The sequence below is a fragment of the Hamadaea sp. NPDC050747 genome (assembly GCF_040654195.1).
GTDB lineage: Bacteria > Actinomycetota > Actinomycetes > Mycobacteriales > Micromonosporaceae > Hamadaea.
This window is the reverse complement of sequence record NZ_JBFAHM010000008.1, coordinates 126,477-140,937: the sequence shown is the minus strand read 5'-3', so window position 1 is coordinate 140,937 and position 14,461 is coordinate 126,477. Positions and strand designations below refer to the sequence as shown.

Sequence of the window (14,461 nt, the reverse complement as noted above, 5' to 3'; positions counted from 1 at the left end):
GCAGGCGGGACTCGTCCGTCCACTGCGAGCGCTCGCCGTCCGCGCGCGGCGGACCGAAGGCGGACGGACCCGGTCCGTCCGGCTCGGCCGGACGGCTGTCCGGGACGGTCCCGGCCCGACCGAAGCAGTCCTGTCAGCGCAGCTCCCCGGCTCGTGTCAGCGATTGTCAGCGGCGGCTGGTCCACTGCGCCCGACACATCCGCTCGCGCCCGATCCCAGGGCAACCCCGCCTCCAACAACGTCCCGGAAGGACAGACCGCGACCGCACTCGACCCCAGCCGACATCCGCCACAACTCAACCCGACAGGAGCAGAAGCCTCGTCCCGCTCGACTTTGGACCCGAACGGCCTTGGTGGCCATGCGCGGGTCGGCGTAGGACTCCGATTGGCCGTCCGGCTTTACACCGACCCCCACACCGACCCCCGGAAAAACCCAACATTGCAGGTCACCGCACCCAACAGGGTCGCGGCAAGTATCCAGACAGACCCTTCACGGGGTCTCTCCCACAGGGGGTGTACATGAACAAACCCAACAAGCGAGCTGCGCTCGTGCCGCCGCTGCTGCGGCTGCAAACCTCCATCACCAGCCGAGACGATCGACTGCTCGGCTGGCTCTACGACCACGGAGTCCTGACCACCGACCAGATCGCCAAAGCCTTGTTCTCTTCCCTCGACTTCGCCCAACGCCGCCTGCTTCGCCTGACCGTCCTGGGCGCGGTCACCCGGTTCCGGCCCAACAAGCTCGACGGAGGCTCCCACCCGTACCACTACGTCCTAGCCCAGCTCGGCTACGAGCACGTCATGGGCCAACACGGCCACGGGCTGCCCAAACGTGACCAGGCCCGCCGCCGCTACCAGTCGCTGATCTCCCGCCCGGACCTGCCGCACCTGCTCGGCACCAACGGCGTGTTCACCGACCTCGCCGCATATGAGCGCACCCACCCCGGCACAAAGCTCGCGGAATGGCGGCCGGCGTCGGCGTTCCACGAACCCGGAGCACTGTTCCGCGACGGGTCCGACCACCGGCTGATGACCAAGTTCCTCGGCCTGCCCCGCCCGGACGGAGCCGGAGCCTGGACCGAGGACGGCAACACGGTCGCTTTCTTCGTCGAGTACGACACCGGCACCGAACGCCTCAACGTGCTCACCGACAAGGTCGCCAAATACGGGCTGCTGTTCTCCTACGCCAAAACATGGAGCTGGCCGGTGCTGTTCGTCCTGCCGACCGCGCTACGCGAGCGGCACTGGCACGACCGCCTCCACGCCGCCTACCCCAACCAGGCACCGGCCGTCGTCGTCACCACCGCCACCGACTACCTCACCCGCCTGGGCAAGACCCCAGCCGAGGACGTCTGGCAGGTGCTCGGCTCGACCAGGCCACGGCGTCGGCTGATCGAGCTGCCCTACCGTGACCCCGACCACGACACCCGCTGGCATCCACCGCCCGATAGAACCGTCGATCGAAGACCGATGGGCGGAGCCACCGCGTGAGCTTCCGGGCCAATCGGACCTGACAAGTGCAGGCCGGTCCGCCGACGCTGATCACCGCCAAATGAGGGACCTACAAGTAGGTCCACAGAAACTCACACATCGACACTCCGACGCTGGCCGTCGCGAACCTCGCGGCCCACACCGAACGCGCCCGAGGCCGGGCGAAGGAAGGAACAACCGCAGTGAACACAGTCCTGACCACGCGCATCACCCGCAGAACTCTTGGAGACACATGGCCGAACACACCCCGGCCACAGACGCCGGAACCCCAACCCCTCAACCCCCGGCTCGACGACGCAAGCCGCCGCGCCGCAAGAACAACAACCCATCACCACCGACCGACCCGACCGCGAAGAAGAGCAAGACCGATATCGCCATCAAGCAGGCAGCCGCCCGGCTCGCCGCCGAAGCCCCGCCGCTGAGCGAAGCCCAGCGGCGGCGCATCGCCGAACTGTTCGCACCAGCTGTCAGCGCCGTCAAACGCTGACACACCGTGATGAGGGGCGCACCGAATACCGGTGCGCCCCTCATCACGGTTAACGCGCTTCGCACGAGGCGCAGAAGCTGAGGGTGCCGTTGACCGGTGTGGTCTGACACACCATTCAGACCGGCTTTCGGCAGTGGTGGCAATACATCGCCGCACTGTCGGCGAGGTCGAAGATCATCCGCGGGTTCGCCGCGCGGATCGCTCGTTCGGTCGACTCGCAGCCTTGCAGGCAGCGGCCGTCCGGACCGGCTTCGCGCAAACGCGGCCAAACGGTGCACTTGGTGTAGGTACGCAAAGGGTCGTGGTCTGCCGGGTCCGTGCAGCCATTGGGGCAAGGCCAATTCTGAGCTGCTGACGGTGTGCAGACCACACACGAGCGTCGATCGCGACCGTGCGGGCACTTCTTGCGCAGCGGGAAATCCGAGCCGTTGCTCGGTCGAAAGTAGTCGGCTGGGCCGTGCTTGTCCCATAGGCGGTACGCGCAGTTGTAGCAGTTCGTGTGTAGGTGCCACTCGACCGTGGGACGGCTGATCGTCGCTTGCTGGGGGATCAAAGCGCCACACGCAGTCTTGATCCCATCCATGCTCACGTGGATCTTGCCGAGCTTCCACTTTGCGAGAACCAAAGGGACAGGACCGGCCTGAGCGGTCGTGTCTCCCACGGCGGCGGAAACATTCATAGCCGCCGACACTACGGCAGCCATGCGACAACCCAATCCAGTCGATCAAGTCCGTCCCAGAGCCAGTTTGGGACGCCGTGGCGGGATGCGAAAACTGTCGATTCCTGCCCGACTACGTCCACGACGTCAAGGCAGCCCCGTTCTTCGATGTGCGAGCGCTTCGGGACGTCCGAGTTCGTCTGCGCTGGCGCCGCCGCCGGCCAGGCTCGGGCTACATTGAGCCGTGCTCGATCGGACCCCAGACACTGCGCCTGTCATCGATCTTGACAATCCTCGGGATCGCCAACGAAAGCAGGAGCATCCGCAGCCGTGGTCCCGGATTCGGACCAGCCGGGTGCCCATCTGGACGGTTGTCCTTCTGTCTGTCAGTAGCGCCCTGGCTGGGGCGGCGGCGATGGATGCATGGGCAGCGAGACAGCAACTACGGAGCCAGTCCACACAGGTTTCGCTGTTCGTAAGCGTCGCAGGTATCGGGTCCGCCACCCAAGATGGTGAAGCCGACCACGTCCGGATCGAAGGCACCCTGGCCATTATGAACGGCGGGCCGTTGCCCATCGAGGTCACCAACGTCTCCGACGACGCGACGGTCGTCCTACACACCAGTCACCGCATCGCAGCCGAGGCCACGACCTGGTTCCCCGCCCAGGTGACGATTCCCTGCATGGACACGGCGGCACCGGCAAGCATGATGGTCGCCCTTTCGGTCCTCACCGCAGACCATCATCACCGCGCCACCAAAGTGCAGCTTCAGCTGGCGGGAACGCTCTGGCACGATGTCATCGCCCGCGGTTGCCGCCGCAGCCGGGAGTGAGCACTTGAGAGCGACTACCTGGATCTTCGAGTATCCAGGCTAGCTGCGTGCCGGGCGGGTGAGAGGGCGGACAACGCCGTTGGCGCAATCCAGCGAAGCCTCCAAGGTGTCCTGGCGTCGCACTCGTAGTAGCCAGACGTCGGAGTGAGATTGCGTCACCCAAGGAGCGGTCCGGCGTACTCACCAAACCGATCTTGTCGCACGGTGGAGACGAGGGGATTCGAACCCCTAACCCCCTCGATGCGAACTCGCGGCAGCAAGATCATTGACGGCGCGACAGTGCTCAGGCGCACTCCAGAGGTCTTCGACGGCCGTGATTGGTTACGGGCGTTGCTGTACTTCACTGCTGTACAGCCCTCGAGAGGTAGCGCTGCTCATATGCACGCTTTCCGCTTCGATCGCCGGGGCCGAGAAGGAGCGCAGCGTCATACAACACCTCTTCCGCCTTCTCGGCAAAATCGCAGAAGCCACACCCATACTCGGCATACTCCTCGGCACGCCGCGCGATGCTCGTACCGTTCAGGTTGATGAACTCGACTGCTCTGTCGACCTCTTCGAACACGCCCGCGGGGAGGGCATTCGTGTAGAGGGCCCATGCACGGTTCACACTACGTTGGATCCGCTCGACTTCGGGGTAGTCCTCGATCGGGCAGGGACCTTCGCCCTGTTGATGCCGCTGCTGCAACTGAAAGAAGGCTGTCGAAGCAGCGTCGAGAGCATCGGCCATGCCGAGGCGGGCCTCGTACGAGGCCTGAAGGTTCAGCACTGCCAGCTGCTGGCGATGCCCAGCTTTCAGTTGCATCCACGCGACTGCCGCAGTTGCCAATCCCCCCACGAGCGCCCCCACGAGGGAACTCACGGCACCCGCCCAGAAATCGGTCACCGTCACATAGTCCCAAGGCCGAGCAAGCCATCCCGTCGCCGTCGAACCAGAACCCGCGTCGGCTTCGCCTGGTTCGGCGGTGGCGGGATGGTGCCGAACTGCTCAATCACGTCGTGCTCGCCGCCGAAAGCGGCACCTGGCACAACTTCTACCTCGTCGGTGCCCAGGGACTACGCGCCACCGCGTCAGTACCGCCCTCCGCGATCAGCTCGGCCGGCACGGCCGCAGCCGTGACCGTGGAGCAGATCTTCGACTCGATCGCGATCCGCGTCGACGGACCACTCGCCACCGAGGAACAGTTCGTCGTCGACTGGACGATCACCAACCTCACACAGCACAGCCGGATGCAGCTGTCCGACGGTGCCCTGATCCACTGGGCCAACGGGTATCCGACGCCGCCAACGCCGACCCGAGTCTCACCCTGACAAGGCACAACTGTTCGGCCTGCTGGCGGGCAGAGGCTCGCCAGCGAACCGCATCACCGTCCGGCAATCAGATCAACTAAGCCCATCAGCTCTAGCGGGCGGCGCACTGCCTCCGACATGCCGCTGACGAACAAGCGATGGCCGCTGGCTATCGCCAGCCTGCGGGCGTGGAGGATCGCACTTACCGCTGCGGAGTCCACGAAACGGACGTCTGCGAGATCGACTTCAACATCCCTGCCGGATTCGACTGCGGCTCTCAGCCGGGCGAGCGTATCGGCGTAGTTGCTGAAATCGAGGTCGCCGTTGAAGACCACAGCGGTGACGTCCGGCGGAGGCGGTGTTGTCACCGGTCGATTGTGCCGCGAACGGACCGCGCGAGCCTGCAGGCTCGCGCGGCCGAAGACCGATCAGACTGCCGCAGGCCGACGAGCACGCCTCCGTGCCCGATCCCGCCGGGTGGATCACCCCCGACGGGCTCGAACCGGTGAACGCTGTTCGCGTTCCCGAAGCCAGCCAATTTGGTATGCGCTGGCACAGGCGCCGACTCTGAGGCGCGACTTCGACGACGCCTCCGTCAACCTCCAGATCAGCAACGCCCGCACCGTCAGCCGCTAAAGCCAGCGCCCCGAAACCAGGCGGCTCCGAGATGCTGGATTAGCTAGACGCGAGTCTCTATGCGGCGGCCATGTGATTCGACGCGGCCGTGCGTCGGCTACGCGGTCGGACGGGGGGCCGCTCGGACGCCAACTGTTCCTTGAACCGGATCTCCACCGAGTCCGGATCGAAGCCGCGCCCCCGCCGCCCGACCGGCATTATCCGCACCGTCACGAGCGTGTCGACGATCAGCCGCTGATGTGCCAGGGTCAGCGACTCCCACGCCGCCTCGATGTCCTCGGCACCGATCAGATTCTTGATCGGCGAGTCCACCACCGCCGTGTTCAAGATCGACGCGATCTGCTCGATGCGGGCGTTGCCGACCGCCGACGCGGCGTGCAGCTGCTCCTTGGTGACCTTGCCCAAGATCTGGTCGGCGGCCATCTCGTTGAGGTTCAACCGGATCGCCGCAGCTTCCTTACGCAGTGCCTCGGTGTCGATCTCCGGACGGGCCGGAGTCAGCAACTGCACCGCGTCCGCTCGGCTCAACCGGGCCAGGATCGTGGCCACCACCAGCTTGTTGACCTCAGCCATGTTACGGGTTAGATGGGCCTGTCGCTTGCACACGTAGCGCGGTTCGCGCCCACCCAATGTGACCTGCACGCCGACAGGGTTGGTGAAGTCCGCATCGGTGCACTTACCGCACTTGAACAGTGTCGTGCCCAGATACTTCGGGGCCGCACCCGGACCCGTGCGCCGATTGGGGTCACGCAGAATCCGTTGCACCGCGCGGAACGTCGGCAACGGCACGATCGGCTCCCACGGCGCGTCGCCGACCTCCTCACCGAGATACACCAGCAACCCCGCATTGGCCTGACGCAACAGGATGTCGCGCAACGTCTCAGCCGTCCACGGCACACCCGTCACCGTCGGTACCTTCTTGCGCCGCAGCTCCGCCGCCAGCGACCGCAGCGTCACCGACTTCTCCGACTCGTCGTCGGCCTCGGCGGCCTGAACGATGCGCACCGAGCAATCCAGGATGATCGCCGCCTCCGCCTCGTTGACGATGAGTTCGGTGTTCTGGTACATGCCGTTGGGGTGCGGCACCGGCGTGAACCCGAACGGGCGGCGGCCACCACCCCACACTCCGCGCCCCACCTGACGCTCACGGCCATCCTTGACCCGCCGCGAGGTGTCCTCACTCGACCGCGCCGAATGCCGCACCCGATCCCGCGCCCGGTCGCGTTCCTCCGGCGTGCCGCCTGCGGTCAGTTGAAGACTGCCCGACCGTGAACCCACGTACGCGCCGCGCACCTCGACGATGTCGAGCAGATCCTCCAGATCACGGTGATCACGCAAAGCCCGGTCAGAGTCCTCCACTAACAGCGCCTGCGCAGCACCCGACGCCAGATCATTGAGGACATCGCGAAACCCCGGCCGCCACACTCGCATGATCGGATTCCCGAACACATCGACGCCGATCTTGCGCCGCTTCCAAGCGCTCGCGTTCTTGACCCGACCGTCCTCGGTCATGTCGTTCTCGATCACGACCCGGTACACCACCCAACCCCGCCGCTGCGCGTCCGCCCGCAAAACGGCCTCACGCTCCACAAACGTGCCGTTCTCACGGCGTCCGTCAGACAAGCGCAGGTACAAGATGCATAAGATCTGCTTCGTGGTAGGGGTGCGCCTACTCATCTCAACCATGGTGCCACCTCTCACAACACCCCGGCTATGTGTCGTAATCCGGGAATGGGCAAGACCACGCTGGCCGTGCACTGGGCTCATCGCGTACGCGCCCGGTTCCCGGACGGCCAGCTCTACGTAAACCTGCGCGGCTACGATCCCGAGCAGCCGATGGCCACCGGCGACGCCCTGGCCCGGTTCCTCACCGCGCTCGGCTTGACCGGCCACAACATCCCGCTCGGCGAGGAGGATCGGGCCGCCCGGTTCCGCAGCGAGGTCGCCGGCAAACGGATGCTGATCGTGCTCGACAACGCGGCGGGCGTACGGCAGGTCCGGGCGCTCCTGCCCGGCTCAGGCTCGTGCCTGGTCGTGGTCACCAGCCGGGACAGCCTGGCCGGGCTGGTCGCGGTGGACGGCGCGTACCGGCTGGATCTGGGCCTGCTGAGTGTCACGGAGGCGGTCGACCTGCTGAACCGCCTGATCGGTCGCCGGGCGGAGGAGGAACCGGTTGCCACCGCGTTGCTCGCCGAACAGTGCGCGCGACTGTCGTTGGCTCTGCGAGTGGCGGCGGAGCTGGCCGTTTCCCAGCCCGACAGCACGCTGGCCGACCTCAGCGCGGAGCTGACCGATCGGCAGTCCCGGCTCGACCTGCTCGATCCCGGCGGCGACCCGTACGCCGCGGTCCGGGAGGTGTTCTCCTGGTCGATTCATCACTTGCCGACGGCCGCGCTCGAAACGTTTCGGCTGCTAGGTCTGCATCCCGGACCCGACATCGACCCGTACGCCGTCGCCGCGCTGGCGGGTGTGCCGGTCGACCAGGCGCGCCAGAATCTCGCCGTCCTGGCCCGGGCGCATTTGGTGCACCGGTCGGGGCCGAACCGTTACGGCCTGCACGATCTGCTGCGGGCGTACGCGGCCGGCCTGGCGACCCGGAAGTTGACCGAGGAGCAGCGAGCGCACGCCTCGCGACGGTTGCTCGACTACTACCGGGCGGCCGCCACGGCGGCGATGGACTGCCTGCACCCGGCCGAGGCGCCGCACCGGCCGTCGCGAGTGCCGTCCAGTGCGACGATTCCCGACCTGACGACGCCGGAGGCGGCGTCCGCCTGGCTCGACGCCGAACGCTTCTGCCTGATCGCCGTCGCCGCCCACGCCGCGGCCGGTGGCGAGTACGCGTACGTCGTCTCGCTCACCCGGACCGTGCACCGCTACCTGATCGACACTCATCTCATCGAGGCGATCGCGCTCAGCGACCAGGCCCGCCGGTCGGCCGAGGGCACCGACGACCCGAGCGCGTTGGCGCACGCGTTACGCCTGCTCGGGGCGGCGTACAGCCGGATGAGTCAGGTCGACCTGGCCCTCGAGTGTCAGCTCGCTTCGCTGGCTGAGGCGCGCCGAGCCGCCGACCCGCTCGCCGAGACGCTGGCGTACCTCGGCCTCGGGGTCGCGCTGAGTCATCTCGGCCGGGGCGAGGAGGCGATCGAACGCACGCGCGACGCGATCGCCGTCGCGACCGAGGCGGCGGACGCGCTGGGTCAGGCGATCGCGTTCAACAACGTCGCTGTCCTCGAGCAGCAGCACGGCCGGTACGCCGAGGCCGGCGAGCACCTACGCGAGGCGCTGAGCCGTTTCCAGGCGCTCGACGCCCGGCGGTTCCAGGCGAATGCGCTGACCAACCTCGGGGTCATCGAGACCAGACTCGGCAACCTCACCGCGGCCGCGGGCCACTTCGACGCCTCGCTTGTCATCCTCCACGAGCTGAGCACGCCGATCGTGGAGGCGCACACCCTGGACAAACTGGGGACGTTGCTGCTGCGTCTCGGCGATGCCCCGGCGGCGTCCGAACGATTCCGGCAGGCGGTCCGGCTCTTCCATCAGGTCGGCGTGCCGGCCGCCGAGGCGGGCTCGCTCAACGGCCTCGGTGAGGCGGCGATGCGTCAGGGCCGGCTCGACGACGCCCTGGCGCATCACCAGGAGGCATTGGCCATGGCGGAGCAGACCAAGGGGCTCCACCAGCAAGCCCAGGCCCACCTCGGGCTCGGCCGTGTCCTCCACGCGCTGAACGAGGCCGACCGCGCCCGCGCCCACCTGGAGACCTCGCTCAAGCTCTACACCGCGCTGCGCATGCCGGAGGCGGACGAGGTCCGCACCACCCTCACCGAGCTGGCCAAACCCTAGCCGCCGAGATCCGGCCGGGGGCACCGCCTCGGCCGGCGTTCGCCTGCCCGCAAACGATCTTTGCCTACCCCCCGGGGGTATGCTACTGTCTCCGAGCCAGATACCCATGGGGGGTATCCTTCCGAGGAGGCATGCCATGTGCACCTGTTGCCAGACAAGCGAATCCGCCACTCCCGCCGTCGTGGACGGTCGTGAATTCAGCGTGGCCGGCATGACCTGCCAGTCCTGCGCCACGAAGGTGACCGACGCCGTCAGCGGCGTACCCGGTGTCACCGGCGTCAGCGTCGATTTCGGCGCCGGACGCGTCACCGTCGGAGGCCTCGCCTCCACCTCAGCGATCGCCGCCGCCGTCAGCGCGGCCGGCTACCACCTCGAAACCTCGGAAGGCTTGTCATGAATCCCGATCCCCGGCGTTGGTGGGCGCTCGCCGTCCTCGCCACCGCCCAGTTCATGGTCATCATGGACACCTCGATCATCGCCGTCGCGCTCCCCCGGATGCAGGAGGACCTGGGCTTCAGCCCCAGCGGCCTGCAGTGGGTGTTCAACGGCTATGCGGTCGCCTTCGGCGGCCTGCTGCTGCTCGGCGGGCGGCTGTCCGACCTGTTCGGCGCGCGGCGCGTGTTCGCCACCGGCTGGCTGGTCCTGATCGCCGGGTCCGTCCTGGCCGCGGCGGCCGGATCGCCCGGCGTCGAGGTCGCGGGCCGCGCAGTCCAGGGTGTGGGCGCCGCACTGCTCGCTCCGGCCGCGATGACGCTGCTGATGGTGCTGTTCGCCGGTCAGCCGGCCGAATTGCCGAAAGCGTTGTCCTTCTACGGGGCCGCCGCACCGGCCGGTGGCACCGCCGGGGTCTTCCTCGGCGGCGTGATCACCGAATGGCTCACCTGGCCGTGGGTGTTCGTGATCTACGTGCCCATCGGCCTGATCACCCTCGCCCTCACCCCGGCCACCCTGCCCGCGGTGCCCGGTCGCCGGAGCAGCACCGACCTGGCGGGCGCGCTCGCGGTCACCGCGGGTCTCGCCCTCGCCGTCGCGGCGCTGGTCACCGCGCCGGCCAACGGCTGGACCTCGGCCGCCACCCTGGGCCAGCTGATCGCGTCGGTCGCGCTGATCGCAGGGTTCCTGCTGCTTCAGCGACTGGTACGCGCACCGCTCATGCCGTTGCGCATCTGGCGTACGCCGGGACTGGCGGCGGCCAACGTCTCGATGGCGCTGCTCGGCGCGGCCTGGATTCCGATGTGGTACTTCCTGAACCTCTACATCCAGCAGGTGCTCGGCTTCGGTTCGTTCGCCAGCGGCGCGGCCCTGCTGCCGATGACCGCGCTCATCATGATCGGCATGATCGGGATCACGGGTCGTCTGCTGATGCGGTTCGGCGCCCGTCCGCTCGTCGTCACCGGGCTGCTGGTCCTCGCGGCCGGACTCGGTCTGCTGGCGCTGGCCGATCCGCACGGATCGTTCGTGGCCGACGTCCTGCCCGGTTCGCTGGTCGCCGCGGCCGGCATGGCGCTGGCCTTCATCCCGGCCACGATGACCGCGATCGGCGGCGTCGCCCCGGCCGAGGGCGGTCTCGCCTCCGGCATCGTCAACACCACGTATCAGGTGGGCTCGGCGCTGGGCCTGGCGGCGATGACCGCGGTCGCGGTCGCCAACGGCGCGGGGCAGACCACCGACCCGATCGAGTTGACGAGCGGCTACACGACGGCGTTCACCGTGACGGCGGCGGTGGCCCTGGCCGGGGCGCTGCTGGCGGCGCTCACGTTCCGGGGCCGAAAGGTCCAGAGTGGATCGAGGGAGGTCCGGCCGGCGGAGGAGCACGCGGCCGTCTGATCCCTCCACGCGGGACGGCCCGGAGCGTCATCGCTCCGGGCCGTCCGGCTATCGTCGTACGCGTGCCTCGGGACGTCCGGTGGATCCTCGGTCTCCAGATCGCGATCCTGTGCTACGGCGGCGTCGTGCACATCGTTCAGCTCGCGACCGGCGGCTGGCCCCCGTACGGGTGGGCGCCGGGCTGGCTCGCCGCGTACTTCACCGCGCTGACTTTGCTCGACCCGCTGGCCGCCGTCCTGCTGTGGCTCCGCCGCCGGGCCGGTCTGTTCTTGAGCGCCTTCATCTTCGTCACCGACGCGGCCGCCAACGGTTACGCCGTCTACGGCTTGGGCAAGGCTCCGGCGCTGGCGGTGATCTCGCAGGCGGTCATCACGGCCATGGCGGCCGGTGTCCTGCTCACGGCGCGACGCGTACGCCCCTGGCTTCGTTGAGACGGTTCGGCGTACGCCGAAGTCTCGGGGCCGTAGCGTCGAGGTATGCAGCAGATTCGCGGACACGATGCCGCGCTCGCCGTCCTGCACGATCCCGGGTTCATCGTCCCACCGGTGCCGCCCGGCACACATGGCATCGCCTGGCTGCGGTCGGCCGTCGGGCGATTCAGCTCGGGCGACGAGTACGCCCGCCGGCGGGCGCTGTCGGTCGGCGTGCTCGACGACATCCCGCTGGAAGCGTTGCGGCACACCGGTACGCGTCACCCCGTCGCGGTTCTGGCCGTGGCGCTCGGAGTCACCGAGCACGATCTCGCCGACGTCGTGGACCGCGTACGGGACGTCGCGCAGGCGTACCAGCCGGGGACCGGTGACGAGGCGCGAGCCGATGCCGCGGTGAACCAGCTCGTCGCCTGCTTCGGCGGCGTTCAAGACGAGGCGACGGCGGCGCGGATCGGCGCCCTCGTGCAGGCGTGTGACGCCACGGCGATCCTGATCGACCGGACGCGGCACGCTTCGCTCGACGAGGTGCTGCGCGATCAGCCACCCGTGCCGTTCACCAAGCGGCAGGCGGTCACCCGCACCACAGTCGGCGACGTCACGGTGGAGGCCGGTGAGACCGTGCAGATCGAGCTGGCCGGTGAGCTGGCCTTCGGAGCCGGACCGCGCGCATGCCCCGGACGCGCCCACGCTTTGGCCCTGGTGGAAGGAGCATCCTCGTGACCACGTTCGCCGGTCTGCACCGGGTAGGCGACCCGCTCGTCCTGCCGAACGCCTGGGACGTCGCGTCGGCCCGCTGCCTCGCCGAAGCCGGGTTCCCGGCCGTCGGCACGACGAGCCTCGGCGTCGCCGCCGCCGCCGGGCTGCCCGACGGGGTCGGCGCCGCCGAGGCGGCGACGCTGGAGCTGGTCCGGAACCTCGCCGGGCTGCCGGCGTACGTCACCGCCGACATCGAGGGCGGATCAGTCGCCGCCGCGGTCGCCGTGGCCGATGCAGGTGCGGTCGGGGTCAACGTGGAGGATGCCTTCGGCCCCGCCGACGCGCACGCCGACCTCATCCGCTCGGTGAAACGGGAAGCGCCCGGCCTGTTCGTCAACGCGCGAACCGACACCTACTGGCAGCGCTCGGCCGGCCTCCCCGAGACCCTCCGACGAGTGCGCCTGTACGCCGACGCGGGCGCCGACGGCGTCTTCGTCCCCGGCCTGGCCGACCCGTCCGACATCGAAGCCGTCGTCGCCGCGGTCGACCTCCCCGTCAACATCCTGTTCCTGCCGGGCCGGATGACCGTCGCGAGCCTGGCCGACCTGGGCGTACGCCGGATCAGCACCGGTTCGCTGCTGTTCCGGGCCGCGCTCGCGGCGACACTCCGCACCGCGACGGCCGTCCGCGACGGGGCCGAGGTCGACCCGGGCCTACCGGCGTACGCCGAGGTGAACGCCTGGGCGGATCAGCCCGGGAACTGACGGCCGCGCCGCACCTGGAGAAACCGGTCAGCCGAGAAACCGGTCAGCCGAGAAACGTCACCGTCTCCGACAACTCTGCTCGCCGGATCCGCGGATGGGTGACGGCCGGGTCGGCGTACCCGATGGACATGCCGCAGAAGAGCATCCGTTCCGGCGGCGGCGCGACGACCTCGGCGACGCTGCGGTGGTATTCCGCCCAGGCCTCCTGCGTACAGCTGTGCAGCCCTTCGCCGCGCAACAGCAGCATCACGGTCTGCAGATAGATCCCGGCGTCGGACCAGCGCGGCAGTGGCATGTCCCGGTCGAGATAGCAGAACAGCGCGGTGCCGGCTCCGAAGCAGTTCCAGTTCTCCGCGCGTACGCGCGCCCGGGCGACGACGTCGTCACGGCCGACGCCGAGCGAGCCGTAGCGCGCCTCGCCGAGCGCCGCCATGCGTTCCAGGTACGCCGGCCGCAGCTCCGGCGGATAGATCGCGAACTCGCGGGGATCGCCGGTGTCCCCGGCCGCCACGCGGACGGCGACCCGCTTCTTCAAGTCCGCCAACGGTTCGCCCGAAAGGACGTAGATGTGCCACGGTTGCAGGTTGCTGCCGGACGGAGCGTTGGCGGCCACCGCCAGCACCCGTTCCAACGCTTCGCGGGGCACGGGTCGGCCGGTGAACCGGCGAATCGACTGCCGCGTCAGGACCGCGCCGTAGACGTCCATCACGCCAGCGTACCGGCGGTGATCATGCCTTCTCCGCCGTGACGGTGGCGGCGATCAGAGTCGCCACCAGGGTCGCCGCGATCGACGCGAACAGGCTGGTGAACAGGGCGAACACGACGCCGATCGGGCCGTACAGCTCGGCCTGCCGAGCCAGGGACGTGCCGAGGTAGACCGCGGCCCAGACGGCCACGCCGAGGCGTCCGACCGCCGTCAATCCGGCGGCCAGGTGCAACGACCGCCACGGCACCCGGCCGTCGGTGATCAACCGCTGACCGGCCAGTTCCGCGGCGTACCAGATGATGATCCCGACCACGAACAGAGCGATTCGCGCGGGCGCCGAGGACTCGCGCGCCAGGTCGCGGGCGACCGCGACCGATACGATCGCGGCGAGTTCCACCAGCAGCCAGGCCAGGGCGCGCCACCACCGGCTACGCGGGAGTTCCGGGATCTGCCAGACCGCCGCGTACGCCCGCGCCACTCGCCGGGTCAGCGAGTAGAGCCCGAAGAGAGTGATCGCCACACCGACCGCGTAGAAGCGCAACGGGCTCGCGGGCAGCAGTGTGCGCACCGCGTCGGCCGCCGCCCCGCCCAGGCCGAGCCGGCTGATGAGCTGGGTCGCGAACACCGACTCGCTCCGCCGTGACGGTCCGAACACCCCGGTGAGCAGCAACAACATCGGCAGCGCCGAGACGAACGTGCCGGCCGCGATCACGTAGACCCGGTCGAGCAACTCGACCTGCGCCATCCGTCGCAGCACGTCGCGCGCGATCCGCACAGCCCCCGCCGTCCACCCCACGGGGTCTG

Annotated in this window: 16 protein-coding genes; 10 read left to right on the top strand and 6 right to left on the bottom strand. The window is 68.7% G+C overall.

The annotated features are described in order from the left end of the window. Window positions 1-518: 518 nt before the first annotated feature. Both AB0H43_RS20350 and AB0H43_RS20345 read left to right on the top strand, forming a co-directional pair. The gene (locus AB0H43_RS20350) at window positions 519-1,490 is read left to right on the top strand and encodes a replication-relaxation family protein (RefSeq protein ID WP_360001152.1); all 972 of its coding nucleotides are present in this window, start codon (window positions 519-521) and stop codon (window positions 1,488-1,490) included. A 232-nt stretch (window positions 1,491-1,722) separates the two neighbouring features. Beyond that, window positions 1,723-1,977 carry a hypothetical protein gene (locus tag AB0H43_RS20345; protein WP_360001150.1) on the top strand — a complete coding sequence of 85 codons (255 nt, stop codon included), beginning with the start codon at window positions 1,723-1,725 and terminating at the stop codon, window positions 1,975-1,977. A 115-nt stretch (window positions 1,978-2,092) separates the two neighbouring features. Here the strand turns inward: AB0H43_RS20345 and AB0H43_RS20340 are convergent, their stop codons facing one another. Beyond that, entirely contained in the window at window positions 2,093-2,656 is a 564-nt protein-coding gene (locus AB0H43_RS20340; protein WP_360001148.1) for a hypothetical protein, read from the bottom strand. Window positions 2,657-2,879: 223 nt separating this feature from the next. Here AB0H43_RS20340 and AB0H43_RS20335 point away from each other — a divergent pair, with 223 nt between their 5' ends. After that, a complete protein-coding gene (locus AB0H43_RS20335; protein WP_360001146.1) occupies window positions 2,880-3,467 on the top strand; it encodes a hypothetical protein in 588 nt (195 codons plus the stop codon). 340 nt (window positions 3,468-3,807) lie between these two features. Here AB0H43_RS20335 and AB0H43_RS20330 read toward each other — a convergent pair whose 3' ends face one another. After that, a complete protein-coding gene (locus AB0H43_RS20330; protein WP_360001144.1) occupies window positions 3,808-4,350 on the bottom strand; it encodes a hypothetical protein in 543 nt (180 codons plus the stop codon). A gap of 113 nt (window positions 4,351-4,463) precedes the next feature. Between AB0H43_RS20330 and AB0H43_RS20325 the strand changes: the two genes are divergently transcribed. Then, a complete protein-coding gene (locus tag AB0H43_RS20325; protein ID WP_360001142.1) occupies window positions 4,464-4,775 on the top strand; it encodes an alkyl sulfatase C-terminal domain-containing protein in 312 nt (103 codons plus the stop codon). A 53-nt stretch (window positions 4,776-4,828) separates the two neighbouring features. Here AB0H43_RS20325 and AB0H43_RS20320 read toward each other — a convergent pair whose 3' ends face one another. Together AB0H43_RS20320 and AB0H43_RS20315 are read right to left on the bottom strand one after the other, a co-directional pair. Next, window positions 4,829-5,122 carry an STAS domain-containing protein gene (locus AB0H43_RS20320; protein ID WP_360001140.1) on the bottom strand — a complete coding sequence of 98 codons (294 nt, stop codon included), beginning with the start codon at window positions 5,120-5,122 and terminating at the stop codon, window positions 4,829-4,831. A gap of 325 nt (window positions 5,123-5,447) precedes the next feature. Further along, window positions 5,448-7,025 carry a recombinase family protein gene (locus AB0H43_RS20315; protein ID WP_360001139.1) on the bottom strand — a complete coding sequence of 526 codons (1,578 nt, stop codon included), beginning with the start codon at window positions 7,023-7,025 and terminating at the stop codon, window positions 5,448-5,450. Between the two features lie 96 nt (window positions 7,026-7,121). Here AB0H43_RS20315 and AB0H43_RS20310 point away from each other — a divergent pair, with 96 nt between their 5' ends. From AB0H43_RS20310 to AB0H43_RS20285, 6 genes are all read left to right on the top strand, one after another. Next, complete coding sequence (locus AB0H43_RS20310) at window positions 7,122-9,233, top strand: tetratricopeptide repeat protein (protein WP_360001137.1); 2,112 nt, start codon at window positions 7,122-7,124, stop codon at window positions 9,231-9,233. 79 nt (window positions 9,234-9,312) lie between these two features. Then, window positions 9,313-9,630, top strand: a complete 318-nt coding sequence (locus AB0H43_RS20305; protein ID WP_360001135.1) for a heavy metal-associated domain-containing protein — start codon at window positions 9,313-9,315, stop codon at window positions 9,628-9,630. Then, the gene (locus tag AB0H43_RS20300) at window positions 9,627-11,060 is read left to right on the top strand and encodes an MFS transporter (RefSeq protein ID WP_360001133.1); all 1,434 of its coding nucleotides are present in this window, start codon (window positions 9,627-9,629) and stop codon (window positions 11,058-11,060) included. Before AB0H43_RS20305 ends, AB0H43_RS20300 begins: the two co-directional genes overlap by 4 nt. 62 nt (window positions 11,061-11,122) lie before the next feature. Beyond that, on the top strand, window positions 11,123-11,491 hold the full coding sequence (locus AB0H43_RS20295) for a hypothetical protein (protein WP_360001132.1): 369 nt from the start codon (window positions 11,123-11,125) through the stop codon (window positions 11,489-11,491). 45 nt (window positions 11,492-11,536) lie between these two features. Beyond that, the gene (locus AB0H43_RS20290; protein ID WP_360001130.1) at window positions 11,537-12,211 is read left to right on the top strand and encodes a hypothetical protein; all 675 of its coding nucleotides are present in this window, start codon (window positions 11,537-11,539) and stop codon (window positions 12,209-12,211) included. Continuing rightward, window positions 12,208-12,951, top strand: coding sequence for an isocitrate lyase/phosphoenolpyruvate mutase family protein (locus tag AB0H43_RS20285; protein WP_360001129.1), 744 nt, complete (start codon window positions 12,208-12,210; stop codon window positions 12,949-12,951). The genes AB0H43_RS20290 and AB0H43_RS20285 overlap by 4 nt, the downstream gene beginning before the upstream one ends. Before the next feature lie 43 nt (window positions 12,952-12,994). Here the strand turns inward: AB0H43_RS20285 and AB0H43_RS20280 are convergent, their stop codons facing one another. After that, entirely contained in the window at window positions 12,995-13,657 is a 663-nt protein-coding gene (locus AB0H43_RS20280; protein ID WP_360001127.1) for a nitroreductase, read from the bottom strand. A gap of 22 nt (window positions 13,658-13,679) precedes the next feature. After that, window positions 13,680-14,453: a hypothetical protein gene (locus AB0H43_RS20275; RefSeq protein WP_360001126.1), complete on the bottom strand. Its 774-nt coding sequence runs from the start codon at window positions 14,451-14,453 to the stop codon at window positions 13,680-13,682. Window positions 14,454-14,461: the final 8 nt, after the last annotated feature.